Source organism: Phyllobacterium pellucidum (assembly GCF_013327855.1).
Taxonomy (GTDB): domain Bacteria; phylum Pseudomonadota; class Alphaproteobacteria; order Rhizobiales; family Rhizobiaceae; genus Phyllobacterium; species Phyllobacterium pellucidum.
Map to the genome: position 1 here is coordinate 768,874 of NZ_JABUMX010000002.1, position 25,456 is coordinate 794,329.

The window sequence follows — 25,456 nt, forward strand, 5'->3', positions numbered from 1 at the left end:
GCGAAACAATTCGTGAACATGAACAGGAAATGGCGCAAAATGCCATCGATTTCTGGCTGAAAGCGGGCTTGCTCCTGACAACTGCTGCCAAATGCTAGCGCACGTAGCGCGTCGGCACAGCAGTTGTAGTCTTCAGGATCTCCATCGAAACCGACGCTGAAATATCGAAGAACTCTACCCTTTCGACCAGCGTCCGATAAATGCCGTCATAGGCCTCGACCCGGGGCAGCACAAGTTTCAGGATATAGTCGATCGTACCGGTCATGCGATGCACCTCGACGATTTCGGGAATGTCGTTGATCGCCTTGCGGAATTGTTCGAGCCATTCGGCGGAATGGCGTGCAGTGCGGACGATGACAAACATCGTCGTCGGCAATCCCATCAGCGGACGATCAAGGAGGACCACGCGTCGCGCGATGAACCCCTCCTCTTCGAGGCGCTGGATGCGGCGCGAGCATGCCGATACCGAAAGGTTCACCCGTTCAGCGAGTTCAGATACGCCGAGGGACGCGTCATTCTGCAGCAAATCAAGGATTTTCCGATCACGATCGTCGAACATTGATTAAACGGAGCCCATTTCTTGCACGCTGGACATATAATACGCTGATTTTTTGCAAAGCCGCAACCAAAAGGCGCCAAGTTTGCGAAGCTTTTGCGTGTGCTCCCGACTATCCTTTGCTCAAGTCACAAAGCAAGGGGTTGGTATGCGCACTATTGGATTGATTGGCGGCATGAGCTGGGAAAGCACCGCTGTTTATTATCGCCAGATCAATGAGATGATCCGTGAGCGGCTTGGCGGGCTGGTCTCGGCAAAGATTGCCATGCAGTCGCTCGACTTCTCCGAAGTCGTTGCCTTGCAGAAAGCCAACCGTTGGGACGATGCCGCTGTGCTCCTCTCCGGTGCGGCCCAGCACCTCGAAGCTGCCGGCGCTGATTGTGTGCTCATCTGCACCAATACCATGCACCTCGTCGCCGAACCCGTCGCAGCATCTGTTCGCGTGCCGCTTATCGATATCCGCACCGAAACCGCGAAAGCGCTGGCTGCCGCAGGCAAAAGCCGGCCGCTGCTGCTCGCTACCCGCTATACGATGGAACACGGCTTCTATGCCGAATTCATGCGCGATTACTTTGCTATCGAGGTCATGGTGCCGAACGAGATCGATCGCGCGAAGGTTCATTCTGTGATCTTCGATGAACTGTGCTGCGGCATCGTCAAGGATGATTCCCGTCATGCGCTCGAAAAGATCGTGCAGCGCGGCAAGGAAGCCGGCGCCGATTGCGTCATCCTTGGCTGCACTGAAATCTGCCTGTCACTGACCGACGACAATCTGGCCCTGCCGGTATTCGACTCGACAACGATCCACTCTAGAGCGGCCGTCGCCCATGCGCTCGGCCTTGACCGGATCAGCGATCAAGAAGCCATCTAGCGGAGTGCCTCCCGCTACGGGAGGCAACCGGCTGCATCAGATCTTGCTGTTGAACGTATCGCAGCTATCGAGCTTGCCGCTGTCGAATCCGCGCTTGAACCAGGTCGCGCGTTGCTGCGAGGTGCCATGGTTGAAGCTCTCCGGTACGACATAACCCTGCATTTTGCGTTGCAGCGTATCGTCGCCGATCTTCTGCGCGGCATTCAATGCTTCTTCCAAATCGCCCGTTTCGAGAATGCCCTTCTGCTCGGTGAAGTGACCCCAGATGCCGGCAAAACAGTCGGCCTGGAGCTCGACGCGAACAGACATGGCATTGGCATCTGCCTCGCTCATGTTCTGCCGCATCTGGTTGAACTTGGGCAGCACGCCGATCAGGTTCTGCACATGGTGGCCGACTTCGTGGGCAAGCACGTAGGCCTGGGCGAAGTCGCCCGATGCGCCGAACTTCTTGTCCAGTTCGTCATAGAAACTCAGATCGATGTAGAGCTTGCGATCACCGGGGCAATAGAACGGGCCGGACGCCGCACTGGCAAAACCGCAGGCGGACCGCACCTGCCCGTTGAAGAGCACCATGGTGGGCGCCGGATAAGTCTGGCCCTCTGCCTGGAAGATGCCGCTCCAGACGTCCTCAGTCTCGGCAAGGATCGTCCGGACGAACTGGGTCATCTCGTCATTGCTCTTGACGGACGTGTCGCCGCCCGAGGGCGACTGGGTCTGGCTCGGCGAAAGCGTACCGCCATCTTCGCCAGAACCGACGAGGATCTGCATGGGATCGATATTGGTGCAGAACTTCAGGAACAGGAAAATCGCCGCGAGAATGACGATGCCTGAAAAGCCGCCGCCGCGCGCCGTGCTGAAACCGCCGCCTGTCGGCAACCGAAACCCGCCGCGCCCGATGCCTCCGGGAAAGCCGCCGTCGCCCTCGCCGCGTTGATCCTCAACATTGTCACTTTGCCTGCGGCCTTGCCAACGCATGTCCATCTCCCCAAAGCCGACGAACCGGCCGATATGCTGCACTATCAACAGTATAGTGCGATATTTGTTTCACGCATGCGGCTATTTTTCAACGCAGAGGCGCCGACGACACATAATCAACTTTCATGACCGATTGATGCAGCGGCAAGGCCGAGCCGCAAACATGCCCCAAACTGCGGCGAAAAAGCACGAAATGCCGCGTTTTTGGGGTTACGTAATGCGATTCCTTTGCCTATAAGGCAGCCTTAGCCTCGCATCTGGAACTTAAGTGTCTGTCCGTACGGTCGAAACCCGTGCGGTTTTTTGTGCAGCACGCTATGGATAGGAACCGACCATGCCAAAACGCACCGACATCAAATCTATTCTGATCATCGGCGCTGGCCCGATCATCATCGGTCAGGCATGCGAGTTTGACTATTCCGGCACGCAAGCCTGCAAGGCGCTGAAGGAAGAAGGCTACCGGGTCATCCTCGTCAATTCCAATCCGGCGACGATCATGACCGATCCGGAGCTTGCCGACGCCACCTATATCGAGCCGATCACCCCGGAAGTCGTCGCGAAGATCATCGCCAAAGAGCGTCCGGACGCGCTGCTGCCGACCATGGGCGGCCAGACCGCGCTCAATACCGCGCTTTCGCTGCGCCGCATGGGCGTTCTCGATCGCTACAATGTCGAGATGATAGGCGCCGATGCCGCCGCTATCGACAAGGCCGAGGACCGGGCGCTTTTCCGCGAGGCGATGGCCAAGATCGGCCTCGAAACACCGCGCTCGATGCTGGCCAATGCCACGGACGTCAAGGATCACGACCGCCGCCTGCACCAGGAGCAGCGCGAGGCGGTGAAAGCGAAATTTTCCGGCGCGGAACTCGACGCCGCGCTCGACAAGCTCGAGACCGAATGGCAGCTCGGGGAAGGCGACCGCAAGCAGCGTTATGTCTCGCATGCACTCGGCATGGCCGGGGCCGCGCTTGACCATGTCGGCCTCCCGGCAATCATCCGTCCTTCCTTTACCATGGGCGGCACCGGTGGCGGCATCGCCTACAACCGTACCGAGTTCTATGAAATCATCGGCAGCGGCCTCGATGCCTCGCCGACGACCGAGGTGCTGATCGAGGAGTCGGTGCTCGGCTGGAAGGAGTACGAGATGGAGGTTGTTCGCGACAAGGCGGACAATTGCATCATCATCTGCTCGATCGAGAACGTCGATCCGATGGGCGTCCATACCGGCGACTCGATCACCGTTGCCCCTGCTTTGACCTTGACCGACAAGGAATACCAGATCATGCGCAACGCCTCGATCGCGGTGCTGCGCGAGATCGGCGTCGAGACCGGCGGCTCGAACGTCCAGTTCGCCGTCAACCCGGAAAACGGGCGGCTGATCGTCATCGAGATGAATCCGCGCGTGTCGCGCTCCTCGGCGCTGGCATCGAAGGCGACGGGCTTCCCCATTGCCAAGGTCGCAGCCAAGCTCGCAGTCGGCTACACGCTCGACGAACTCGAAAACGACATTACCGGCGGTGCGACGCCGGCATCGTTCGAACCGTCGATCGATTATGTCGTCACCAAGATCCCCCGCTTTGCCTTCGAGAAATTCCCTGGCGCCGAACCGATCCTGACAACGGCAATGAAGTCGGTCGGCGAAGTCATGGCGATCGGACGCACCTTCAAGGAATCGCTGCAGAAGGCGCTGCGCGGCCTTGAAACCGGCCTGACCGGCCTCGACGAAATTACGATCCCCGGCACCGGCGAGGGCAACGACAACAATGCGATCCGCGCCGCCATCGGCACGCCCACGCCGGATCGGCTGCGCATGGTGGCGCAGGCGTTGCGGCTTGGTCTTTCCGTCGAGGAGGTGCACGAGGGCTGCAAAATCGACCCGTGGTTCCTCGAACAGATGGCGGAAATCATTGCCACCGAAGAACGGGTGCGCGAGCACGGCCTGCCGCAGGACGCGCAGAACCTGCGCATGCTGAAGGGCATGGGCTTTTCCGATGCGCGTCTCGCCAGTCTCGCCAAGGTCGAGGCTTCCGATGTCACCAAGCTTCGCAACAAGCTGGACGTTCATCCGGTCTACAAGCGCATCGACACGTGCGCTGCCGAGTTCGCCTCGCCGACCGCCTACATGTATTCGACCTATGAAGTACCTTTTGCCGGAGCGCTCGCCTCGGAGGCCGAGGTCTCCGATCGCAAGAAAGTCGTCATCCTCGGCGGCGGCCCGAACCGTATCGGCCAGGGTATCGAATTCGACTATTGCTGCTGCCATGCTGCTTTCGCGCTGCGCGATGCCGGCTACGAAGCCATCATGATCAACTGCAACCCCGAGACTGTATCGACCGACTACGACACCTCGGACCGGCTCTACTTCGAACCTTTGACGGCTGAAGACGTCCTTGAAATCCTGCGCACGGAACAGAGCGCCGGAACGCTCCATGGCGTGATCGTCCAGTTCGGGGGCCAGACGCCGCTCAAGCTCGCCGATGCGCTGGAGAAAGCCGGTATCCCGATCCTCGGCACGTCGCCGGACGCGATCGACCTTGCAGAGGACCGCGACCGCTTCCAGAAGCTTCTCGTCAAGCTTGATCTGACCCAGCCGAAAAACGGTATCGCCTATTCGGTTGAGCAGGCCCGCACCATTGCCGGCGAACTCGGCTTCCCGCTTGTGGTACGCCCCTCCTACGTTCTCGGCGGACGCGCCATGCAGATCATCCATGACGAGCGGTCGCTGCAGAGCTACCTTCTCGACACGGTTCCCGAACTCGTGCCTGAGGAAATCAAGCAGAAGTATCCCAATGATAAAACCGGGCAGATCAATACGCTCCTCGGCAAAAACCCGCTGCTTTTCGACCGCTATTTGACCGAGGCCATCGAGGTCGATGTCGACTGCCTGTGCGACGGCAAGGACACCTGGGTTTCCGGCATAATGGAGCACATTGAGGAGGCCGGCATCCATTCCGGCGACAGCGCCTGCTCCCTGCCCGTCCACTCCCTCTCCGCTGAAACCGTCGCGGAACTCGAAAAGCAGACGGCGGCGCTTGCCAAATCGCTCAATGTCGTCGGCCTGATGAACGTGCAATATGCCATCAAGGACGACACGATCTATGTGCTAGAGGTGAACCCCCGCGCGTCTCGTACAGTGCCCTTCGTCGCCAAGACCATCGGAACGCCGATTGCCAAGGTCGCAGCACGGATAATGTCGGGCGAAACGCTGGATCAGGCGCTTGCCAATTATGGCGGCAAGCCGGCAACGACAGGCCGCAAGCACATCGCCGTCAAGGAAGCGGTGTTCCCGTTCGCGCGCTTCCCCGGCGTTGATACGCTGCTTGGGCCAGAGATGCGCTCGACCGGTGAGGTCATGGGTCTCGACTATGACTACGCGCTGGCCTTTGCCAAGTCACAGCTCGGTGCCGGTGTCGATCTTCCGCGCGATGGAACGCTGTTCGTTTCTGTCCGCGACGACGACAAGCCGGGTATACTTTCGGCCGTCAAGCGTCTCTCGGGGCTCGGCTTCAAAATCATGGCGACCGGCGGCACGGCCCGTTTTCTTTCGGAAAACGGCGTTGCGGCCCAGAAGATCAACAAGGTTCAGGAAGGCCGCCCGCATGTCGAGGACGCCATCCGCAACCGGCAGGTCCAGTTGGTCTTCAACACCACGGACAGCGCCAAGGCGATCTCGGACTCCAAGTCTCTCCGCCGCGCAACGCTGATGCAGAAGGTGCCATATTACACCACCCTCTCGGGTGCTGATGCGGTCGCCGAAGCAATCGCGGCATTGAAGGCGGGTTCGCTTGAGGTCAGGCCGCTGCAGGATTATTTCGTTTGACAGTCTAGGCCGGGCTGGTGGCACCGCTACTTGCCTGGCAGGACAATGCACAGTAAAATGACTATAGGCATCTGACTATGGTCACAAATATGAGCAGACAGGTATCCAAATCCGAATTCAAGGCAAAGGCGCTTGAATATTTTCGGCAGGTTGAAGCGTCTGGCGTTGGCCTTGTCGTGACCGACCATGGCAAGCCGGTGCTTGAGGTGCGCCCTTATCGCGGCGGAACCGAACGCAGCGCAATGGACGTGTTACGTGGCTCGGTCATTCAGTACGATAAGCCAACCGACCCGGTCGGCGACGATGACTGGGCCGAGGCGCAGTGATCGTACTGGACACACATGTCCTGGTTTGGTGGGTGAGCGGCGATCCCGCCTTGAGCAGGACGGCACGTAACGTGATCCAAGAGCAGCAAGTGAGTGGCGAGATCATTATCTCGGCCATCTCAGCTTGGGAAATCGCCATGCTGGTCGATCGAGGACGGCTGGTGCTTTCGATGGATGTCGATTCCTGGCTAAGCGCAGTCGCGCGAATCGAGCGAATGCGCTTTGTCGCCGTAGATCGCGAGATCGGGGTAAAATCGGTGACATTGCCCGGCGACTTTCACAAGGATCCGGCTGACCGCATGATCGTCGCCACGTGTCATGTCTTGAGCGCGCCGCTGGTCACAGCCGACAGCAAAATTCAGGAATACGCGCACATCACCACAATCTGGTAGCGCTACACCCCTTCGATCCCTTCGTTCTCGAGGCCGTGGCCCGACGGGTCGCTGACGAAGTGCAGCACCTTGGCGAAGAGCTTTTCGTCCTTGTCCTCCCGCCCGATATGCACCACGGTCGACTTGGCGAGATGGTTGCGCAAAACCTTCATGACCCGCTCATGCGCAGCAGGTTCCATGGCGTCGAGGGCCTCATCGATCACCACCCAGCTTGGTTCGTGCAATTTGAGGCGGGCAAAGGCCAGCGATTGCTGTTCGTCGTCGCTGAGTTCCCTGTCCCAGCGCGCGCGGAAATCGAGCATTGATTCAAGCCGGGTCAGGCCGAGCTCATGAAGGGCCGATACCAGTTGCTCGTCGGAAAAGGCTTCCTCGCCTTGCGGATACGACATCGCTCCCCGCAGGCTGCCGGGCGGAAAGTAGGGCGAACGCGGCATATAGAGGATCGAGGTGTTCGCCGGCAGGCTGACCGTTCCGGCACCCCACGGCCAGAGGCCGGCAATGGCGCGGAACAGCAATGTCCGGTCGATCCCCGCTTCGCTGGTTATCAGGACGCGCTCGCCTTCCTTGACGATCGCCTTCTTTTCCTTCAGCCGAACCGTTGCCCTGGGCGCGGTGATTTTAAGCGATTCCAGGACGATCTGGTTGGAATCCGTCTCGGTGAATTTGATGCGCTGGTCAACACTATTCATGAGGTCGGTCGCCTGAACAGCCTGGCGGAATGACGTAACGCGCAAAAGCGTGGCGCGCCAATCGGCAATGGCGCCGAAATTGTTGACGAACCATTTCAACGCGTCATGCACCTGATTGAACGCGCCGATTGCAGCCATCAAGCCGCCAAAGGACAGGTTACCGGCAAAGTAGACTGGCGCTGCAACGAGGATCGGTGCAACGATTGTGATCCAGCCGTAACCGGAAGTGACCCAGGTCAGTTGGGTCAAGGCGGTGACCAGCAGGCGGATTGCGCCAAGCAGTCGGTCGATATCGAAACCGAGCCGGCGATTCTCGTCGGCCTCACCACGATAGAGCGAAATCGCATCGATATGTTCGTTGACCCGCATCAGCGAGAAGCGCAGTTCCGATTCCTTCTGGTATCGGTCGGCATTGAGATGGATGAGCCGGCGTCCGACGAGCCAGCTGATCCACGAAGCGATGCCGGCATAGAGAAATGCTGCCCAGACCATGTAGCCAGGTATGGAAAAGCTGTAGCCCGCCACGTTGAAGACGAAGCCGCTGGAAAACGTCCACAACACGCCGACGAAGCTGATCAGCAATATCGACGCCTGCAACAGCCCGAAGCCGAGATCGGTCGACATTTCGGCGAGGTGGCGGGCGTCCTCATGCAGGCGCTGGTCGGGATTGACGCCGATCGGACCAGAATTGGAGAGCTTGAATGCCCGTCTTGGTTGCAGCCATTCGCCGACGAGATCGCGCGTCAGCCCCTCGCGCAGTTTGAGGCGCGCCATCTGGTTGAGCCAGGTCTGCGCCACGTTGAGCACGAGCAGCACCGAGGCAATGGCGAAGAACACCATGAGCTGATCGACGAACGCCGAAAAATCGCGGCGCGACAGGGCATCATAGAACGGCACGTTCCAGCGGTTGAGAAGGACCTGCCCCGCCGAGGTGACGATGATAATGGCGAAGACGCCGAGGATGAGGAGAATAAGGCGGTTACGAACCGGCGAAATCCAGTAGATATTGCCGATGACGCGAAGCTGCGCCCAGAGACCCGCTTCCACTTCGCCCGCGACGGAGGTGGGCGTGGATCGGTTCGGTTTCTGCTCCGCCATGAGTTTCCCCTGTGGGCGACCGCGAGTCGGCCTTGTTCTACCTTCTAACACACGTCGGATAATGCGCTGAAATGCAAGACGGAATGTAGGGGCAAAATTTACGCGCGCAAGCGCTGCGCGGTAACCTCGATGGCAGGCCATTTTGAATCCGGCTTGTTTTGGGCCGGAATCTGTCATATGTATCCGTCATCGATTTTATCGGTCGAGTGACTTTGCGACCTGCGTAACCCGTTGCGCTTCCTGATGAACTCCATTGCATAGGTTCGATTCCCTGGGCTGCATATGTGCATGCTGCCTGTCTTATACATCTGAAAGGAATTTCCCATGGCTACGGGAACAGTGAAATGGTTCAACAGCACTAAGGGCTACGGTTTCATCCAGCCTGATACCGGTGGTGCCGACGTATTCGTCCATATTTCCGCTGTTGAACGCGCAGGTCTGCGCGGCCTCAATGACGGTCAGAAGGTCAACTACGAGATCGTTCAGGACCGTCGTTCGGGCAAGTCGTCCGCTGACAACCTCAGCGTCGCGGGTTGATGCCGCAAACCGGGAATCGTTCGATTTCTGAAGCACAGAATTGAGAAAGGCGGGTTCACCCCGCCTTTTTCGTTTTATATCAAGAGATTCGTCGGTCCGCCGGACTCAACTTCTAAGCGAGTTCAACAACAACTTTACCGAACGGTCCCCGATCAAGATGATCAAGCGCAGCGTTGAGCTCAGCCAACGTGTAGCTGGCCTCGATGATCGGCTTCACGCCTGAAACGTCATAGGCCCTTACCAGATCTTCAAGTCCCCGCCGATGGCCGACCTGAAGACCTTCGACGATCAGTCGCTTGCGGGCGAATGCGCCAAAGCTCCCGGACACATCCAGCCCTTCGAGAATGCCAATAAGGGAGATGCGCCCCGCGACGGCAGCCGCCTCGAGCGATTTGCCAAGATGGGCGCCGCCCACGGTTTCGAGAATATGATCGGCGCCGTGATCGCGCGTCAGGCGATGAACGGCGGCCACCCAATTCTCTTTCTTGCGGTTGATGCCGTGGTGGGCGCCGCGTTCGCTCGCGCGAGCCAGCTTCTTGTCGTCCCCTGAAACGACGATGATTTCGGCCCCGTGCATCAGGCCGATTTGAAGCCCGAACAGCGAAACGCCGCCGGTGCCAAGAATGAGGACAGTCTGTCCCGCCCGCAATTGTCCACGCTCGACAAGCGCCGTCCACGCGGTCAGTCCAGCGCAGGGCAGCGTGCTGGCCTCGCTGTGCGTAAGGGTGGCAGGGCCTCGCACCGCCCAGTCTTCGTGGAGAACGACATACTCGGCAAGAACCCCCTGCACCGTGCCCCCTAGCGTGCGCCCGTTGGGCTCTCTCGCGGTCCCCGGGCCGTCGCCATCTATCCAATCGGGAATAAACGTGGAGATGACGCTGTCGCCCACGGCAAAGCGCGTCACGCCGTCGCCGACCCCGGCGACGATGCCGGAAAAGTCGGAAGCAGGCACCACCGGTTCCGTCAGCGGATCGGGCAAGCCGAAACCGTCATCGATCAGGAGCTTGTCACGATAGTTCAACGACGCGGCGAAGACCTTGATCAATATTTCGCCGGGCCCTGGTTGCGGAACCGGTACCTCCGCCAACTTTAGATTTTCCCTGCCGGCCGCGGTCAATTGCCAGCGTCGCATCGTCGTTGTCATGGATACACCTTTCTATCGCACCCGCCTCCGGGTTGAGGTGTCGACCATATATGCGCCGCGAGCACAACAGTTGCGCCAATCAGCATCAATATTGTATCGCTACTGTCTACAATGAGGATCAAGGACGTTGAACAAACTCGCCGGCATTCAGGAATTTGTTGCAGTTGTCGACGCGGGCGGATTCTCGGCAGCGGCCGAACGTCTGCACATGTCGAGGTCTGCGGTGGGCAAGACCGTGGCACGCCTTGAGCAGCGGCTTGGCGTGAGGCTCTGCCATCGCACAACCCGGGCATTTGCGCTGACTGCAGAGGGGCACGCCTTCTACGAGCGCTCGCTGCGCGTCCTCGCTGAAGTCGAGGCGGCCGAATTTGCTCTGACCTCGGAAATGGCCGAGCCAGCCGGCCGCATGCGGATCAGCGTACCGGCAATCTTCGGCCGGCGCTGCGTGGCGCCGGTCGTCTTCGATCTCGCCCGGCAATATCCGCGACTGCGATTCGACGTCTCCTTCACCGACCGGACCGTGGACCTTATCGAAGAGGGTTACGACTTGATCGTGCGCAACACCGTGCTTCCGGACAGGGCTGGATTGAGCGCACGCCGTATCGCCCGCCAGCGCATGGCCATCTGCGCGTCGCCGGACTATCTCGCCGCGCGCGGGACGCCGGGTACACTCGATGACATCGCTGCACACGATGCCATCACCTATGGCCGCGACGGAAATGCCCGCCCCTGGCTGTTCCCTGACGGGCGCGGCGGCACCTTCGCTGCCCCGACGCGAAGTTTGCTCATCGTTGACGATCTTGAGGCTGCGGCGGATGCTGCCGCGAGCGGTCTTGGCCTCGTATGGTCGCCGTGCTGGCTGATCCGCGATCACGTTCGCGCAGGCCGTCTGGTTCAGGTGTTGACCGGGCTTGAGCCTCTGATCTTCGACACATTCGCGGTATGGCCGACCGCCCCCTTCATGCCCGCCCGCCTGCGCGTCCTCGTCGACGCTTTGGCGAGCCGCCTTCCGGGCATGACCGGCGCAGACCGCGAGATCAAGTGACTAGGGCGAGTGGGATGGTTCTTACGGAATCCACGTGATTGGCACGTGTCCTTCGTCTGCAGCAACCCGGCTCAGCCATTTTGCAATCGACGGGTAGGCTGAAAGATCGTAGCCGCCGCGATTGGCTTCGTGTGTATAGGCGTAGAGGGCGATGTCGGCTAGACTCATGCTGCTGCCCACCAGGTATGGCGTTTTCTGCAGCTGCGTTTCCATGACGAGGAGCGCCTTGTTTCCCCCCTCTAGTGTTGCGGCGAGCCGCTCTGGCGTCGCCTCCTTGGCCCGTTCCGGATAGACGAACAAGGCCTTTCTCACGGCGATGTTCGGTTCATGCGTATACTGCTCGAAGAACAGCCACTGATACATCAGCGCCCGCTCGTACGGGTCCTCGGGAATGAAGCGGCTGCCTTCGCCAAGGTGCAGCAGGATTGCGTTTGATTCTGCGATGAACCGCCCGTCGTCGAGCTCGAGCAGGGGCACCTTTCCATTCGGATTTTTCGCCAGATATTCAGGCTTGCGCGTTGAACCGTCGACGGAAGACACATGGATATGCTCGAACGGCATCGCCAATTTCGCCATCAAAAGCCGTGGCTTGTAGCAGTTTCCGGATTCGGGCTGTGAGTAGAGTTTCGGCATATGGATGGTCTCCTGTAGCAGGCGAATATTTTCGCTCCTTCGCGCAATGTCCAATCATTTTGCTTGAAGGATGGGACAAGCGAAGCTGGTGCTTCGCCAGTTCGATGTCACACCCTGCATAGAAAGTGAGCGATGAAAAGCCTTCAGGGCATGCTTTTGCTTGCGATTCGCCCTCCATTGCGACATACGAACCCCGCAACCGCCCGGCGGTTATCAACCCTCGTTTCTGGAGAACGACAAAATGGCATTCCTCGCAGACGCCCTTTCCCGTGTGAAGACTTCCGCAACCATTGCGATCACCCAGAAAGCGCGCGATCTGAAAGCCGAGGGCCGTGATGTCATTTCCCTATCGGTCGGCGAGCCGGACTTCGATACGCCCGATAATGTCAAGGAAGCAGCAATTGCCGCCATCCGCCGCGGCGAAACCAAATATACGCCCGTCGCGGGCATACCGCAGCTTCGTGAAGCGATCGTGCGCAAATTCAAGCGCGAGAACGAACTCGAATACAAGGCCAACCAGGTTATCGTCAGCACCGGCGGCAAGCACGTCATCTATAACGCGCTGCTTGCGACGCTCAATCCAGGCGATGAAGTGATCTGCGTTGCGCCCTATTGGGTAAGCTACCCGGAAATGGTGGCGCTTTGCGGCGGCACCCCGGTGATCGTCTCCGCGCTGCAGAAGAACGAATTCAAGTTGCAGCCCGAGGATCTCGAGCGTGCGATCACGCCGAAGACCAAGTGGATCATCATGAATTCGCCTTCGAACCCCTCGGGCGCGGCCTATACGTGGGACGAAATGAAGAAGCTGACGGATGTGCTGATGCGCCATCCGCATGTATGGGTGCTGACCGACGACATGTACGAGCACCTGACCTATGGCGACTTCAAGTTTGTCACGCCGGCGCAGGTCGAGCCGAACCTCTACAACCGCACCCTGACGATGAACGGCGTTTCGAAGGCCTATGCCATGACCGGCTGGCGCATCGGCTACGCCGCCGGCCCGCTCGAACTGATCAAGGCAATGGACATGGTCCAGGGCCAGCAGACTTCCGGGACGAGTTCCATTTCGCAGTGGGCGGCCGTGGAAGCGCTTGATGGAACGCAAGAACATTTGCCGGTGTTCAAGAAGGCCTTCGAAGGACGTCGCGACCTGATCGTCTCGATGCTGAACCAGACCAAGCTCCTCGAATGCCCCAAACCCGAAGGCGCATTCTACGTCTATCCGTCCTGTGCGGCCGCAATCGGCAAGACCGCGCCGTCGGGCAAGGTCATCGAAACTGACGAGGATTTCGTCAGCGAATTGCTGGCGACCGAAGCTGTCGCGGCCGTACATGGCTCGGCATTCGGGCTCGGCCCGAACTTCCGCATTTCCTATGCAACCTCCGACGCCAACCTCGAAGAGGCCGGCAAGCGCATTCAGCGCTTCTGCGCCAGCCTTCGCTGATTGATAAGATGAGGGGGGGCCACAGGGCCCTCTTTCACTCCTGGAACATTGTGCACAACGTGCTCAGCGTAGCCGTCAGCGTGTTCGGTGATACGCCACCCAGCTTCTTTACCAGCCGCTGCTTGTCAATCGTGCGAAGCTGGTCAAGGAGGACAAGGCCATCCTTGCCTTGAAAGGTTACGGCAACACGAAATCCGGCCGGACGGCTCCCGGTCGTCATGGGCGCCGCTATGACCGTTCGCAAGTGGTCGTGCATTTCCGGCGGCGAGATAATGAGGCAGGGGCGGGTTTTCTTTATTTCGCTGCCAATCGTCGGATCAAGATTGATGAGCCAGACGTCGCCGCGGCTTACCATTTAAGCTCGCCATCAGCTTCATTGGGAAACTCCGGCCACAGAAGCTCATCATCTCCTGCTGCGGCGACCCGTTTCGCATCCTCGGCCCAGCGCGCGCGCGGCGTGCCAGGTACCGGAGAAATGACGATGCGTCCGTCCTCCACCACAAGATCAACCTCGTCACCCGGTTTCGATCCAATCTCGACTAGGAAGGGTTTTGGTATGATAATCCCTGAAGAATTGCCCATCTTTCGAAGCGAGCTGCGCATGTGAAATATCCTTGTTGCAACATTGTTGTAACTTAATTTGAGCCTTTTAGCAAACATGTTCCAATCACGCCATTGTGTGAGAACGACCCACGATTACTGGCTATTTTGCACCCCGAAACCGACATAACGGAGTGGTCATGGCCATAATAATTCGCAAGCCCGCCTGGGCGATTTCCGACGCCTTGGCGACCCCTGAAAGGGCATTTCTCGATCGCAGGGACATTTTGAAGGCCTGGGGCCTCGGAGCGCTGGCGCTTGCCGCGAGCGCCAACCTGCCGAAAACCGTGCGGGCTGCAACTTTGCCTGCGGGCAACCCGGCGCTCTACCCCGCGAAACAGAATGCGGCTTATAAACTCGACCGCAGCCTGACGCCGGAAGAGATCAATTCGAAGTACAATAATTTCTATGAGTTCGGTGGCGATAAGGACATATGGACCGAGGCGCAGACCCTCGTCACCAATCCATGGGACATTGAAATCGGCGGCATGGTGGAAAAACCCGTCACCATCGCCTTTGCCGAACTTGAGGCAAAAATGCCGCTGGAGGAGCGTCTCTACCGGCACCGCTGCGTCGAGGCATGGTCGATGACCATACCCTGGACCGGCTTCTCGTTGGCGAAGCTTGTGGAACTGGCAAAGCCGACCGCCTCGGCGAAATATATTCGCTTCGAGACATTCTACGATCCGGCGATGGCGAGCGGCCAGAATGGCTTCCTCTATACCTGGCCCTATGTGGAGGGGGTAACCATGGCGGAGGCGGCCAACGAACTCGCCTTCATGGTGACGGGCGCCTATGGCAAGCCGCTGCTCAACCAGTTTGGCGCGCCGCTTCGCCTTGCCCTGCCGTGGAAATATGGATTCAAATCGATCAAATCGATCCGCAAGATCAGCTTCACCGACAAGCAGCCGGTAAGCTTCTGGGAAGGGCTCGCCTCGAACGAATATGGATTCTGGGCCAACGTCAATCCGGATGTAGCGCACCCGCGCTGGAGCCAGGCGCAGGAGCGTGTGTTGCACACGGGCGAGACCGTGCCGACGTTGCTATTCAACGGGTATGGCGAACAGGTGGCTGGATTATATGCGGGGATCGAGGGTGAAGAACTCTATCGCTAAAAAGCATCCCCCTGAAAAGAAAAGAGGCCGGACAAATGCCCGGCCTTAAGTTTTGAAGGTGCCGTTTCCGGCTAAAACCTCCAGAGGGGAACACTTGCGGGCGCGCAATGGGAGGAGGAGACGCACCGGCAAGTGATGTGGATATGAAGGTTTTGGCCGTTTCTCGCAACATCCAATTGTGCATTGCACCCATGCATCTGATGCATAGCGCGCCAATCCGCTTAAGAATTCATCATTTTTGCATATTGAAATTGCAATGCCGAACGATTTGTCCGGCCGAAAACTTCGCAGCCCGCCGCCATGCTTCGTCGGTATCGCCGCGATAGGTGATGAAGTCGCCGCAGACGGCGCGGCTGTCCCGCACGTCCAGCACGGAGTATCGCAGCCAGCCGATGAGCGTGCTGGTTTTCTGCACGGCGCCAATGACGACATAGGTCGCGCCGTTCTGCCTCGCCATTGCGGAGAGCGCTGCAAATCCCGGGTCGGTCGCGGTGCATTGGCCGTCCTGGCATGGCAACGGCACCAGTTTGAACTTGCCTTGCTCCGCCAGTTGCCGGCGCAGATAGTCGGCAAGCTCCCTCAGCCGCCTCTGATGGTCGGCGGACTGGTCCCGGGGCTCACCGGACGTATCGACGAAATCGAAATTGGCGGAGGCGATCAGCGTTTGTGTTTCTGCATCGCTGTGACCAGAGGCCAGGAGCAGACTCAAAAACGCAATCGATATGCGAGCAACTGCAGGCATGACACACCGTGCCGGCGAAATGGCCGGTCCGTTCGAAGGTGCCTCACGATGGACTATAATTCGCCTGCGAAGAAAGGATAGTCTAATACGCCCAGGTGCGCGCCTTGGAAAACAGGAAATCGCGGAAAACATGCAGCTTTGCGGCGTTCTTGATGCCCTCCGGATAGCAGAAGAACGTATCGAAGGACGGCAATTCCATCTCGGGCAGAAGCCGAACAAGGGTCGAGTCCTTCTCCACCATATAGTCCGGCAATACACCGATGCCGACGCCTTTCTGGATGGCACGCTTGATCGACAAAAGGTTGTTGATCTGCAGTACCGCCGGCCTAAGGTTCCCATCCGATCGGCCGATGACCTCCAGCCAGTTCAGATTGGTGAGATAGGAGGGCGCAGGTTCGCCGAAGCTGATGATGCGATGCGAATCGATTTCGTCGATGCTTTCGATCTTGCCATACTTGGCAATATAGCCCGGCGCCGCATAGACGTGCATGTGCACGGTAAAGAGGCGGCGCTGGATAAGGTCGGGCTGTTGCGGCTGGCGCAGGCGAATGGCGCAATCGGCATGGCGCATCGTCAGATCGAGTTCCTCATTGTCGAGGAGCAGTTGCAACTGGACTTCAGGATAGAGTTCGATGAACTCCTGTACGCGCTCGATAAGCCAGCCTGAACCGAGGCCGACCGTCGTCGTCACGCGAAGCTTTCCGGAAGGCCTGTCCTTGCTTTCGGTGAGCCGCGACCTGACGTTTTCAAGCTTCATGAGAACTTCGTGGGCGGTGCGATAAAGTACCTCGCCCTGTTCGGTCAGGATGAGACCCCGTGCATGCCTATGAAACAGCGGCACGCCGACATCCTGCTCCAGTGCGCTGACTTGACGGGAAATAGCCGATTGCGACAGGTGCAATGTCTCGGCAGCATGGGTGAACGACCCAGCTTCTGCCGCAGCATGAAATATTCGCAACTTGTCCCAATCAAGCGACATCGCGCAGTTTTCTCCCCACTCCGGCCGCGCCATCGCGGCCAGCTCCATTTGACCCATTGCCCCCAAAATCATGTTTGATTGTCTGGGGTTGGGCCACTCAACATTCCACCGCAGCCCCGCGTGCCATCACGCGCGGTGCGCGAAGGTTATTCTTATTCAGCAGCTTCGCGTACTGGTTCCTGAGCGGCCAGCCAGCGTTCGGCTTCAAGTGCTGCCATGCAACCCATGCCTGCTGCAGTTACCGCCTGCCGGTAGATGTCGTCCGTGACATCGCCGGCAGCAAAGACGCCGGGAACATCGGTTGCCGTGGAATCCGCCGCCGTCCACAGATAGCCGTTCGGCTTGTGCTTGAGCTTGCCCTTGAAGAGCTCGACGGCCGGCGCGTGACCGATGGCAACGAAGACGCCATCTGTCTCAAGATCAGTGGTTTCGCCAGTCTTGATGTTCTTCAGGCGCACGCCCGAGACCGATGCCGGCAGCGGCGCCTTGGCTTCGGTGCCCGTGATCTCGTCTATGACATTGTCCCAGATGACGGTCACGTTTTCTTTGCTGAACAGGCGATCCTGCAAGATTTTCTCGGCTCGGAACTGGTCGCGGCGGTGAACGATGGTCACCGACTTGGCAAGATTGGCAAGGTAGAGCGCTTCCTCGACGGCAGTATTGCCGCCGCCTACGACGACCACATCCTTGTTGCGATAGAAAAATCCGTCGCAGGTGGCGCAGGCCGAGACGCCAAAGCCCATGAAGGACTGTTCGGTCGGAATTCCGAGCCACTTTGCCTGTGCGCCGGTGGCAATAATCAGCGCATCGCAGGTGTATTGCGTTCCACCGTCCCCGACCAGGCGGAAGGGGCGCACCGACAAGTCGACCTCGGTGATGATGTCATGCGCAATTTCGGCCCCGACATGTTCGGCCTGAATGCGCATCTGCTCCATCATCCAGGGTCCCTGAACGGGATCGGCGTAGCCCGGATAGTTCTCGACATCGGTCGTGATCATCAACTGGCCGCCCTGCTGCAGGCCCGCCACGATAAGCGGTTTCAAATTAGCGCGGGCAGCGTAGATCGCAGCGGTATAACCCGCGGGACCGGAGCCGATAATGAGAACGGGCACATGGCGCTTCGACATAACAAGACCTTAAATTCATTTCTCACAAAAGTTGGCGCGGGCCACAGCTCGCGTTCGACCGCCATAAGGTAGTGGCTCAGCCCCCGGTGTTGCAAGGTCTGTGCAAAACATAGGCGGGTTAGCCACAGCTTGCTGCTGCCTTTCCCGCCTCTTCGTTCCATTGTGCGCTCTGCACGAACCAGTTATGAAACTGAAGATGTCAAAAATGCGGACCACCGCCCTTTCCAGAACGTAGCGACCGATTTCTGACGGATGGAGGGTCAACGCCATTTTTCGCACCATCATCAATCTATGCGCGCGGTTCGGCCTCATCATGGCAGCGACGATGCTCATACCGGCCCTCATCGACCTCAAGGCCGGCAGTCGCGATTGGCTCGTCTTCGTCCAGGCAGCAGGTCTTACCGCTGTCCTGTGCTGGCTGACCAGCCTTGCCACGCACCACCCCGAGATCCGCTTCACCCCCCGGCTTGGATTCCTGCTGATAGTCGCCCTCTGGCTTAGCGCGGCCGTATTCGGCGCCCTGCCCTTCATCTTCTCACCGCTGCCGATCAGCATCATCAAGGCCTTCTTCGAGTCCATGTCCGGCATTACCGCCACCGGCGCCACGGTTCTGACCGGTCTCGACAGGATGCCACGCGGTATCCTGCTCTGGCGCTCGATGCTGTGCTGGTTCGGCGGCCTCGGCTTTATTGGCCTGGGGCTTTTGCTGCTGCCGTCCTTGCGCGTCGGCGGCATCCAGCTGCTGCACATGGAATCCTCGGACAAGTCGGAGAAGATACTGCCGCGCATCCACCAGATCGCGACCGGCATCGTCCTCGCCTATGTCAGCCTGACGCTGGTTTGCACCATTCTCTATTTTGTCGCCGGAATGGGCATGTTCGACGCCATAAATCATGGCATGACCACAGTTGCGACGGCGGGCTTTTCGACGCACGATTCATCACTCGGCTTTTACGCCCACAACCGCGCCATCCTCATCATCGCCACCGTATTCATGATCCTCGGTGCCCTGCCCTTCGTGCTCTATATCAAGGCGGCGATGCCGCAACGCCGGGTATCGATGAGCGATCCGCAGGTCACGCTGTTCTTCATCATCATTATCGGCTTCAGTGCGATCCTTGCCACCGGGCTGATGCTGGAAACCGGCATAGGGCTTGTTGACGCGATCATCGCGGCAACGTTCAACCTTGTCTCGGTGATCACCACGACGGGCTTTGCGACAGAAGACTATACGCTTTGGGGTGCCGAGGCGCTCGGCATATTCTTCCTTGTGACGTTCATTGGCAGCTGCTCCGGTTCAACTTCCGGCGGCATCAAGATCAATCGCCTCATCATTCTCTGGCAGATGGCATCTGCCAGCCTGACGCGCCTGATCCTGCCGAACGCCATCGTCAAGATGCGCTATGGGAAATCGGAAATCACCGACGAAGTCGCACAATCGGCCCTCCTGTTCATCTTTCTCTACATGGCCTCGCTCGTCGCAGGCGCCACGGTGCTTGCCATGCTCGGCAACGATCTCGGGACAGCTTTCACCGGCGCGCTGACTGCGCTTTCGAATGTCGGCCCAGGATTTGGCGAAACGATCGGCCCGGCCGGCAATTTCTCGACAATCGGCGATCCATCGCTGCTGGTTCTGAGCTATCTGATGCTCGCAGGACGTCTCGAAATCGTCACCGTCGTTATTCTCTTTACCCGTCGCTTCTGGACGAGATAAATCGCAACCTGTTTGCAACCGGCGGGCAATGCATTACACAGCAGCAGGAATCGCTTATGTATAACGCACTTACCGTGTGAAACAGGATAAAGGCACCCATGCCTCTGAAGGCGGAACTCGACGCGATCGACTGGAAAATCCTGAAACAATTGCAGGACAATGGCCGCATCACCAATGTGGAGCTCGCCGAACGCGTCGGTATCTCGGCGCCGCCCTGCCTGCGCCGCGTGCGCAAACTTGAGGAAAGCGGCGTCATTCAGGGCTATCGCGCGATCCTGAACGGCGCGGTCCTTGGGCAGGACATCGTCGCTTTCTGCATGATCCGCCTGCACCGCCAGTCCGATGCCGATCTGAAGAGCTTTGCCGAGAAGACCCAGAACTGGACGCTCGTGCGCCGTGCCTGGATGGTTTCAGGTGAATCGGACTTCCTGCTTCACTGCGTTGCGAGCGACCTTTCCACCTTCCAGAACTTCGTCATCGAGGAACTCACCTCGACTCCGAACGTCGATTCGGTGCGCACATCGCTGACCATCCGCTCGGTAAAGAACGAACCTTTGATGGTGCTCTAGGTTCGTCGCGTGCGGCTGTAGAGGTTCAACGCGACCCGGTAATACGGCCTTAGAATTTCCCGTTTCAAGCGGGCGCCGAAACTCTTGTTCTTGCCCTGAACGACCGTACCGCCAAGATCGAAATCGATCTCGCGAATGGTGATCGGCCGCGCGGAAAGAATGCGCGCGGTATGCAGCCAGCGCATCTGTATCGTCGTGTCGACCGGACGATCGAACCGCTCCGTCGCCTTCAGGAGTTCTGCGGCAGCCTCGCGGCCGACAAGTTGCATCTGCATGCCAAGGCCGGGCAAGCGCGGCTGCATGATCGAACAGGTGCCATTGCGCGCAATATCGGTTCCATGTTCGCCCCGCGTCCAGCGCGGAAAGCGGATATAATCGCCGGGCTGAATGGCTTCCAGCGCCAGTGCCAGTTGCTCAGCGAATGGCCCGTCGTCGATATCGACATCGTCCTCGATGACAAGCCCCGCATCGAGATTGCGCTCGACGATCGTCGCCCACGCCTTGCGGTGCGACTGGAAGCAGGCGATTTCCGAAGGACGCAGCTCGAACGGGTAGTACGGCTTTCGCAATGACCGGGCATAGACCGCATCGATTTCGCCCGGCGTCATGTTCATGGCGTCAACGGCATTGAGGATTTCAGCCTTGATTGGCAGGCGCTTGATCAGCTTCTCGACGTGTTCGCCGCGCTTTGTGGCGCGCTTTAGATGGATGATCAGCGCCGCAGTCTTCACCGCAGCCCGCCCGCGAAAATAGCCTCGTAGACGTCGAGTATCTTTCCGGCTTCCTTTTCCAGCGGAAAATTCTGCCGCACATGGGCAAGGCCGGCCTTGCCCATATTGGCGCACTGGGCCGGATCGGCAAGATAAGGCGCGATCGCTGCTTCCAGCGCCTTGCCGTCACCCGCAGGAACGACCGATCCTGCTTCGGGCGTAATCATCTCGGCATAGGCGCCCGCATCGCTCGCGACAACCGCCGTCTGCGACGCCATGGCTTCGAGCGGCGTCAGGCCGAAGCCTTCCTTGCGGGACGGGGCAACGTAAAGCGTCATGCGGCGATACCAGATGCGCACGTCCGGCACTTCGCCGAGGAAAAGAATGCGGTCCTCAAGTCCGGCAGCGGCGATCTTCTGCCGCAGTTCCTGCTCGAAACCCTTGTTTTCAACGGTTGTGCGGCCGGTCATGATTGCCGTCCATTCCGGATGGTGCGGCAAAAGGCTGATCATTGCGTCGACGAAGAGATCGGTTCCCTTCGAATGCCGAATCCGGCCCGAACAGCCGATGAGATATTTCCCCGGCAGGCCAGAGGCCGCAAAGCTGTCCTCTTCGCCCGATGGCGGGTGAAACCGCTCTGTGTCGACACCGTGCATGATAACCGTGTGCGGCACCTCAAGGAAGCTGCCGGATTTCCCGCTCGTCGCGATGACGGCGTTCATTTGCCGGATAAGCCACTTGGTGAAGGACCTGTGGTCACGCTGCGCCGCCGATGTAAAAAGCAACTTTAGCCGCATGCGCAACACCGAACGCATCAAAATGCCGGCGACCATCTCCGTATTGCGGCGGGCGTGCCAGATGCGGAACGGACGGGTTCGCGGCCTTAGCCATAGGCCAGGTAGCCCCAACCAGCGGATCTTCGACAGATCGTCCGGCAGGCCCGGCCCCAAGGTTGCTATCTTGAGGCCGTTTGCGCGTTGCAATGGAATAAGCTGGATGATGGTCGAGGTGACGCCAGAAAGCGTGCGCTTGAAGTTCGGCGCAATCACCTCGACGTTTGACACGGTATCGAACGACACCGCTTAAACGAATCTGAAGCCAAGGATCTCGTAGGACCGGGCGCCGCCCGGCGCATTGACTTCGATCGTGTCGCCTTCGCTCTTGCCGATCAGGGCGCGGGCAATTGGCGAGGAAACGGAAATCCGGCCCGCCTTGGGATCGGCTTCCTGGTCGCCGACGATCTGGTACGTCCGCTCTTCCTCGGTATCCTCATCGACAAGACGGATCGTTGCGCCGAACTTGATCTTGTCGCCGGAAAGCTTGGAAATGTCGATGATCTCGGCGCGCGCCGCATAGTCCTCGAGTTCGCCGACGCGACCCTCGTTGTGGCTCTGCGCTTCCTTGGCAGCATGATACTCGGCGTTTTCCGAAAGGTCGCCATGAGCGCGCGCCTCCGCAATCGCCTGGATGATGCGCGGCCGTTCTTCTTGCTGGCGCCAGCGCAGCTCTTCCTTGAGCTTGTCAAATCCTGCCTGAGTCATCGGGACCTTTTCCATGTCCTCTCCTTTCGTTGTAGTGCCAAAACGGGCCAAAACAGAGCCACGCGGCACAAAAAGAAAACGGTCGCCGGAGCTCAAAGCTTCGGAACCGTTCAATCATTCCTGACTTAATATAGCATCGTTTCAGGCAATTTCACGAAGAAAGTGGAAATAGTGCCGGCAAACGGATTTGCGAGCGATACATTATCGAATCACGAGGGACTCACATCACTGTGAGGCGACCGAACCGTCGAAATGTGTTCTCAATTTCCCAAACTGACTAGCCACGCCCGACAATGCCCACGATGAAAGGACCCTCATCGATGCGACGGAGAATAGCTATTTTGCTGGCCGGCGCCCTTTGCTTTGGCGGCCAGATGGCACATGCCGAGACCTTCGACACCGAGAAAGCGCCCGTCGCTTCCGAGACGGTCGCGAGCAACCTCGACCACCCCTGGAGCCTCGCCTTCCTTCCCGATGGCGCCCTTCTCGTAACGGAACGCGCCGGGAATATGCGGATCGTCAAGGATGGCAATGTATCGGACCCGCTGAAAGGTGTACCGGAGGTCGCTGCGATGGGCCAGGGCGGCCTGCTCGATGTCGTGCTGGCGCCGGATTTTGCGCAAAGCGGGCGCTTCGTTTTTACCTTCTCAGAACCTGGCAAGGACGGCGCGGGCACTGCGATTGCAAGCGCCAGACTCGTGCGCAGTGGGCAGGGCGGAACCCTCGAGGACGTCACCGTCCTCACCTCGATGCGCAAGAAGACCAGCAAGGGCCAGCACTTCGGCTCGCGCATCGTCATTACGCCGGATGGCAAGCTGTTCGTCACGATGGGCGAGCGCGGCGACCGCAACCGCGCCCAGGATTTCAAGGATGAAGCAGGTTCCGTGCTTCGCATCAATGCCGACGGTACCACGCCGGCGGACAATCCGTTCGCCGATGGCAATAAGGGGCTGCCGCAAATATGGTCGAAGGGCCATCGCAATCCGCAAGGGGCGACCTGGGATCCAGTCACGCAGACGCTCCTGACAGTGGAGCATGGCGCAAAGGGTGGTGATGAGATCAACCAACCTCAGGCAGGCAAGAATTATGGCTGGCCGGTCATCTCCTACGGCAAGGATTATTCCGGCGCCAAGATCGGCAAGGGCACGAAGGCCAAGGGTTACGAGCAGCCACTCTACTATTGGGATCCGTCGATTGCGCCGTCGGGACTGGCCGTCTATGAAGGCGAGATGTTTCCTGAATGGCAGGGCGATCTCCTTGTCGGATCGCTGAAGTTTGCAACGCTGGTGCGGCTTGAACGCGATGGAAAAGGCACGATCGCAACCGAGGAGCGCATGCTCAAGGACGCGTTCGGCCGTATCCGCGACGTCCGCGTCGCGCCGGATGGCTCGGTCTATCTTCTAACCGACGATGCTGATGGCAGGATCGTTCGATTGACACGCGCGCGAGCGAGCTAAGCGTCTTGCAGTCGTCGGTTGCAGCAGTTAGAGCAATTGCGACTGCGGAACCTGATGTAACCGCACCAACTTGTGGGATCGTCATGACGCATGGCCGCGCCAATATTCTGTTGCTTCTTGCCGGAGCGATCTGGGGTTTCGGCTTCGTTGCCCAGTCGACGGCCATGGCCAGCGTCAAGCCGTTCATGTTTGTCGCCATCCGCTTTTTTCTTGCGGCGCTGACCGTCCTGCCTCTCGCAATCCGTGAGGCAAAAAACGCGCGCCAAGGGCTGACACAGCGCGATTATCTTGGCTTTTTCTTCATCGGCCTCCTGCTCTTTTCCGGCGCAGCCCTGCAGCAGGTTGGCATGCTCACATCGTCCGTCACCAATGCCGGGTTCCTGACCGGGCTTTACGTCGTCATGGTGCCGATCCTCGGCGTATTTCTATTTTGGCAATGGCCGCATCCGGTCGTCTGGCCCTGCGCCATGACTGCGCTTGCCGGTATCTACCTTCTTTCCGGGGGCCGTCTCGATGGTCTGACCGTGGGTGACTGGCTTATCGTGGGATGTGCAGTTTTCTGGGCACTGCAGATCATCTTCATCAATCGCATCGGCGTTCAGAGCGGGCGCCCGATTATGCTGTGCCTCGTGCAGTATCTGGTTTGCGGCATCCTCGGCCTGCTGGTCTCGATGACAAGCGAGCGGACCGAACTGTTTTCGATCCTCGCGGCCGGTCCGGAACTCATTTTTGCGGGTGTCCTGTCGTCGGGCGTTGGCTTCACCCTGCAGGCCGTCGGCCAGCGTTTCACAACTGCGCCGCAGGCCGCCATCATGCTTTCGTCCGAAGCCCTTTTCGCCGCGATCTTCGGCATGATTCTGCTCGGCGAGCGCCTGACGCTTCAGGGCCTCGTCGGGTGCGCCCTCATTTTTTCGGCAATGATCGCTGTCGAACTCATCCCGATGCTGCGCAACAAGTCACGCCTTGAAGATCAAGGTCGCCCCGCCGGCAATCAGGGCAAATCCGGCCACGTGCTGCCAGGTGAATGATTCCTTGAGATAAAACACCGAGAACAGGCTGAAGACGACGAGCGTGATGACTTCCTGCATCGTCTTCAGTTCAGCGGTCGAATAGACCGTGTGGCCGATGCGATTGGCGGGAATGGCCAGCCAATATTCCATCAGCGCAATGCCCCAGCTGATGAACACCACCTTCGCCAATGGCGCTGACGGAAACTTGAGGTGACCGTACCAGGCGAAGGTCATGAAAACATTGGAAGCAATAAGCAGGAAAATGGGCGCAATGGATGGCGATAGGAAATTCGGCATGATCGCTCTTTCAAGAACATAGGTCGTTGGCTACGGCAGGCTAAATGCACCGGCAATTGCAGCAA

Annotated in this window: 26 protein-coding genes; 12 read left to right on the forward strand and 14 right to left on the reverse strand. The window is 59.0% G+C overall.

All coding sequences use genetic code 11. The features are described from left to right. Positions 1-94: 94 nt before the first annotated feature. Complete coding sequence (locus tag HQ945_RS11720; RefSeq protein WP_027233372.1) at positions 95-559, reverse strand: Lrp/AsnC family transcriptional regulator; 465 nt, start codon at positions 557-559, stop codon at positions 95-97. Between the two features lie 145 nt (positions 560-704). Between HQ945_RS11720 and HQ945_RS11725 the strand changes: the two genes are divergently transcribed. Continuing rightward, positions 705-1,427, forward strand: a complete 723-nt coding sequence (locus HQ945_RS11725) for an aspartate/glutamate racemase family protein (RefSeq protein WP_113282118.1) — start codon at positions 705-707, stop codon at positions 1,425-1,427. Between the two features lie 36 nt (positions 1,428-1,463). On the opposite strand, the gene ypfJ is transcribed toward HQ945_RS11725, so the two are convergent. Continuing rightward, entirely contained in the window at positions 1,464-2,402 is a 939-nt protein-coding gene (gene ypfJ, locus HQ945_RS11730; protein WP_091944374.1) for a KPN_02809 family neutral zinc metallopeptidase, read from the reverse strand. 334 nt (positions 2,403-2,736) lie between these two features. Between ypfJ and carB the strand changes: the two genes are divergently transcribed. From carB to HQ945_RS11745, 3 genes are all read left to right on the forward strand, one after another. Then, positions 2,737-6,222, forward strand: coding sequence for a carbamoyl-phosphate synthase large subunit (gene carB, locus HQ945_RS11735; RefSeq protein WP_174208099.1), 3,486 nt, complete (start codon positions 2,737-2,739; stop codon positions 6,220-6,222). Between the two features lie 89 nt (positions 6,223-6,311). Continuing rightward, positions 6,312-6,548 (forward strand): type II toxin-antitoxin system Phd/YefM family antitoxin, encoded by a 237-nt coding sequence (locus tag HQ945_RS11740; protein ID WP_139217691.1) that lies wholly within the window; start codon positions 6,312-6,314, stop codon positions 6,546-6,548. Then, positions 6,545-6,940 (forward strand): type II toxin-antitoxin system VapC family toxin, encoded by a 396-nt coding sequence (locus HQ945_RS11745; RefSeq protein WP_091944371.1) that lies wholly within the window; start codon positions 6,545-6,547, stop codon positions 6,938-6,940. Before HQ945_RS11740 ends, HQ945_RS11745 begins: the two co-directional genes overlap by 4 nt. A 2-nt stretch (positions 6,941-6,942) precedes the next feature. Here HQ945_RS11745 and HQ945_RS11750 read toward each other — a convergent pair whose 3' ends face one another. Next, positions 6,943-8,727: an ABC transporter ATP-binding protein/permease gene (locus HQ945_RS11750; RefSeq protein WP_174208100.1), complete on the reverse strand. Its 1,785-nt coding sequence runs from the start codon at positions 8,725-8,727 to the stop codon at positions 6,943-6,945. A gap of 324 nt (positions 8,728-9,051) precedes the next feature. Between HQ945_RS11750 and HQ945_RS11755 the strand changes: the two genes are divergently transcribed. Continuing rightward, entirely contained in the window at positions 9,052-9,264 is a 213-nt protein-coding gene (locus tag HQ945_RS11755) for a cold-shock protein (protein ID WP_027233379.1), read from the forward strand. Between the two features lie 112 nt (positions 9,265-9,376). Here the strand turns inward: HQ945_RS11755 and HQ945_RS11760 are convergent, their stop codons facing one another. Next, positions 9,377-10,408 (reverse strand): zinc-dependent alcohol dehydrogenase family protein, encoded by a 1,032-nt coding sequence (locus HQ945_RS11760; RefSeq protein ID WP_174208101.1) that lies wholly within the window; start codon positions 10,406-10,408, stop codon positions 9,377-9,379. Positions 10,409-10,535: 127 nt separating this feature from the next. On the opposite strand from HQ945_RS11760, the gene HQ945_RS11765 reads away from it, so the two are divergent. Continuing rightward, a complete protein-coding gene (locus HQ945_RS11765) occupies positions 10,536-11,453 on the forward strand; it encodes a LysR family transcriptional regulator (RefSeq protein ID WP_174208102.1) in 918 nt (305 codons plus the stop codon). A gap of 21 nt (positions 11,454-11,474) precedes the next feature. Here HQ945_RS11765 and HQ945_RS11770 read toward each other — a convergent pair whose 3' ends face one another. Beyond that, positions 11,475-12,086: a glutathione S-transferase family protein gene (locus tag HQ945_RS11770; protein WP_027233382.1), complete on the reverse strand. Its 612-nt coding sequence runs from the start codon at positions 12,084-12,086 to the stop codon at positions 11,475-11,477. Positions 12,087-12,327: 241 nt separating this feature from the next. Here HQ945_RS11770 and HQ945_RS11775 point away from each other — a divergent pair, with 241 nt between their 5' ends. Continuing rightward, positions 12,328-13,530, forward strand: coding sequence for a pyridoxal phosphate-dependent aminotransferase (locus tag HQ945_RS11775; RefSeq protein ID WP_091923786.1), 1,203 nt, complete (start codon positions 12,328-12,330; stop codon positions 13,528-13,530). Between the two features lie 34 nt (positions 13,531-13,564). Here the strand turns inward: HQ945_RS11775 and HQ945_RS11780 are convergent, their stop codons facing one another. Then, complete coding sequence (locus HQ945_RS11780; RefSeq protein ID WP_174208103.1) at positions 13,565-13,885, reverse strand: type II toxin-antitoxin system PemK/MazF family toxin; 321 nt, start codon at positions 13,883-13,885, stop codon at positions 13,565-13,567. Next, positions 13,879-14,133: an AbrB/MazE/SpoVT family DNA-binding domain-containing protein gene (locus tag HQ945_RS11785; RefSeq protein ID WP_153668465.1), complete on the reverse strand. Its 255-nt coding sequence runs from the start codon at positions 14,131-14,133 to the stop codon at positions 13,879-13,881. The genes HQ945_RS11780 and HQ945_RS11785 overlap by 7 nt, the downstream gene beginning before the upstream one ends. Positions 14,134-14,270: 137 nt before the next feature. Between HQ945_RS11785 and msrP the strand changes: the two genes are divergently transcribed. After that, a complete protein-coding gene (gene msrP, locus HQ945_RS11790) occupies positions 14,271-15,245 on the forward strand; it encodes a protein-methionine-sulfoxide reductase catalytic subunit MsrP (RefSeq protein WP_174208104.1) in 975 nt (324 codons plus the stop codon). Between the two features lie 232 nt (positions 15,246-15,477). Here msrP and HQ945_RS11795 read toward each other — a convergent pair whose 3' ends face one another. The 3 genes from HQ945_RS11795 to trxB all read right to left on the reverse strand — a co-directional run bounded on the left by HQ945_RS11795 (position 15,478) and on the right by trxB (position 18,093). After that, complete coding sequence (locus tag HQ945_RS11795; RefSeq protein WP_174208105.1) at positions 15,478-15,954, reverse strand: DUF2380 domain-containing protein; 477 nt, start codon at positions 15,952-15,954, stop codon at positions 15,478-15,480. Positions 15,955-16,069: 115 nt separating this feature from the next. Then, positions 16,070-16,966, reverse strand: coding sequence for a LysR family transcriptional regulator (locus HQ945_RS11800; RefSeq protein ID WP_027233385.1), 897 nt, complete (start codon positions 16,964-16,966; stop codon positions 16,070-16,072). Positions 16,967-17,118: 152 nt separating this feature from the next. Further along, positions 17,119-18,093 (reverse strand): thioredoxin-disulfide reductase, encoded by a 975-nt coding sequence (gene trxB, locus HQ945_RS11805; RefSeq protein WP_174208106.1) that lies wholly within the window; start codon positions 18,091-18,093, stop codon positions 17,119-17,121. 313 nt (positions 18,094-18,406) lie between these two features. Here trxB and HQ945_RS11810 point away from each other — a divergent pair, with 313 nt between their 5' ends. Then, a complete protein-coding gene (locus HQ945_RS11810) occupies positions 18,407-19,807 on the forward strand; it encodes a TrkH family potassium uptake protein (protein WP_174208107.1) in 1,401 nt (466 codons plus the stop codon). A 98-nt stretch (positions 19,808-19,905) separates the two neighbouring features. Then, positions 19,906-20,376: an Lrp/AsnC family transcriptional regulator gene (locus HQ945_RS11815; protein ID WP_027233388.1), complete on the forward strand. Its 471-nt coding sequence runs from the start codon at positions 19,906-19,908 to the stop codon at positions 20,374-20,376. Here HQ945_RS11815 and HQ945_RS11820 read toward each other — a convergent pair. Genes HQ945_RS11820 through greA form a run of 3 tightly spaced genes read right to left on the reverse strand, consistent with a single transcriptional unit; the run spans position 20,373 to position 22,642 of the window. After that, entirely contained in the window at positions 20,373-21,107 is a 735-nt protein-coding gene (locus tag HQ945_RS11820; RefSeq protein ID WP_113282111.1) for a glycosyltransferase family 25 protein, read from the reverse strand. The genes HQ945_RS11815 and HQ945_RS11820 overlap by 4 nt on opposite strands. Beyond that, the gene (locus HQ945_RS11825) at positions 21,104-22,150 is read right to left on the reverse strand and encodes a glycosyltransferase family 4 protein (RefSeq protein ID WP_113282139.1); all 1,047 of its coding nucleotides are present in this window, start codon (positions 22,148-22,150) and stop codon (positions 21,104-21,106) included. The genes HQ945_RS11820 and HQ945_RS11825 overlap by 4 nt, the downstream gene beginning before the upstream one ends. 18 nt (positions 22,151-22,168) lie before the next feature. Next, on the reverse strand, positions 22,169-22,642 hold the full coding sequence (gene greA / locus HQ945_RS11830) for a transcription elongation factor GreA (protein WP_174208108.1): 474 nt from the start codon (positions 22,640-22,642) through the stop codon (positions 22,169-22,171). 305 nt (positions 22,643-22,947) lie between these two features. Between greA and HQ945_RS11835 the strand changes: the two genes are divergently transcribed. Together HQ945_RS11835 and HQ945_RS11840 are read left to right on the forward strand one after the other, a co-directional pair. Continuing rightward, complete coding sequence (locus HQ945_RS11835; RefSeq protein WP_113282110.1) at positions 22,948-24,084, forward strand: PQQ-dependent sugar dehydrogenase; 1,137 nt, start codon at positions 22,948-22,950, stop codon at positions 24,082-24,084. Between the two features lie 83 nt (positions 24,085-24,167). After that, positions 24,168-25,112 carry a DMT family transporter gene (locus HQ945_RS11840; RefSeq protein WP_113282109.1) on the forward strand — a complete coding sequence of 315 codons (945 nt, stop codon included), beginning with the start codon at positions 24,168-24,170 and terminating at the stop codon, positions 25,110-25,112. On the opposite strand, the gene HQ945_RS11845 is transcribed toward HQ945_RS11840, so the two are convergent. Beyond that, positions 25,041-25,391, reverse strand: coding sequence for a DMT family protein (locus tag HQ945_RS11845; protein WP_027233393.1), 351 nt, complete (start codon positions 25,389-25,391; stop codon positions 25,041-25,043). The two genes, HQ945_RS11840 and HQ945_RS11845, sit on opposite strands and share 72 nt — an antisense overlap. Between the last annotated feature and the right edge of the window lie 65 nt (positions 25,392-25,456).

Coding starts and splice junctions, on each gene's coding strand:
- HQ945_RS11840 (WP_113282109.1), top strand. CDS start 24,168: ATGACGCATGGCCGCGCCAATATTCTGTTGCTTCTTGCCGGAGCGATC.
- HQ945_RS11750 (WP_174208100.1), bottom strand. CDS start 8,727: ATGGCGGAGCAGAAACCGAACCGATCCACGCCCACCTCCGTCGCGGGC.
- HQ945_RS11775 (WP_091923786.1), top strand. CDS start 12,328: ATGGCATTCCTCGCAGACGCCCTTTCCCGTGTGAAGACTTCCGCAACC.
- HQ945_RS11845 (WP_027233393.1), bottom strand. CDS start 25,391: ATGCCGAATTTCCTATCGCCATCCATTGCGCCCATTTTCCTGCTTATT.
- HQ945_RS11835 (WP_113282110.1), top strand. CDS start 22,948: ATGCGACGGAGAATAGCTATTTTGCTGGCCGGCGCCCTTTGCTTTGGC.
- HQ945_RS11815 (WP_027233388.1), top strand. CDS start 19,906: ATGCCTCTGAAGGCGGAACTCGACGCGATCGACTGGAAAATCCTGAAA.
- msrP (WP_174208104.1), top strand. CDS start 14,271: ATGGCCATAATAATTCGCAAGCCCGCCTGGGCGATTTCCGACGCCTTG.
- carB (WP_174208099.1), top strand. CDS start 2,737: ATGCCAAAACGCACCGACATCAAATCTATTCTGATCATCGGCGCTGGC.
- HQ945_RS11785 (WP_153668465.1), bottom strand. CDS start 14,133: ATGCGCAGCTCGCTTCGAAAGATGGGCAATTCTTCAGGGATTATCATA.
- HQ945_RS11755 (WP_027233379.1), top strand. CDS start 9,052: ATGGCTACGGGAACAGTGAAATGGTTCAACAGCACTAAGGGCTACGGT.
- HQ945_RS11780 (WP_174208103.1), bottom strand. CDS start 13,885: ATGGTAAGCCGCGGCGACGTCTGGCTCATCAATCTTGATCCGACGATT.
- HQ945_RS11770 (WP_027233382.1), bottom strand. CDS start 12,086: ATGCCGAAACTCTACTCACAGCCCGAATCCGGAAACTGCTACAAGCCA.
- trxB (WP_174208106.1), bottom strand. CDS start 18,093: ATGTCGAAGCGCCATGTGCCCGTTCTCATTATCGGCTCCGGTCCCGCG.
- HQ945_RS11725 (WP_113282118.1), top strand. CDS start 705: ATGCGCACTATTGGATTGATTGGCGGCATGAGCTGGGAAAGCACCGCT.
- ypfJ (WP_091944374.1), bottom strand. CDS start 2,402: ATGCGTTGGCAAGGCCGCAGGCAAAGTGACAATGTTGAGGATCAACGC.
- HQ945_RS11740 (WP_139217691.1), top strand. CDS start 6,312: ATGAGCAGACAGGTATCCAAATCCGAATTCAAGGCAAAGGCGCTTGAA.
- HQ945_RS11810 (WP_174208107.1), top strand. CDS start 18,407: ATGGCAGCGACGATGCTCATACCGGCCCTCATCGACCTCAAGGCCGGC.
- greA (WP_174208108.1), bottom strand. CDS start 22,642: ATGGAAAAGGTCCCGATGACTCAGGCAGGATTTGACAAGCTCAAGGAA.
- HQ945_RS11800 (WP_027233385.1), bottom strand. CDS start 16,966: ATGTCGCTTGATTGGGACAAGTTGCGAATATTTCATGCTGCGGCAGAA.
- HQ945_RS11720 (WP_027233372.1), bottom strand. CDS start 559: ATGTTCGACGATCGTGATCGGAAAATCCTTGATTTGCTGCAGAATGAC.
- HQ945_RS11760 (WP_174208101.1), bottom strand. CDS start 10,408: ATGACAACGACGATGCGACGCTGGCAATTGACCGCGGCCGGCAGGGAA.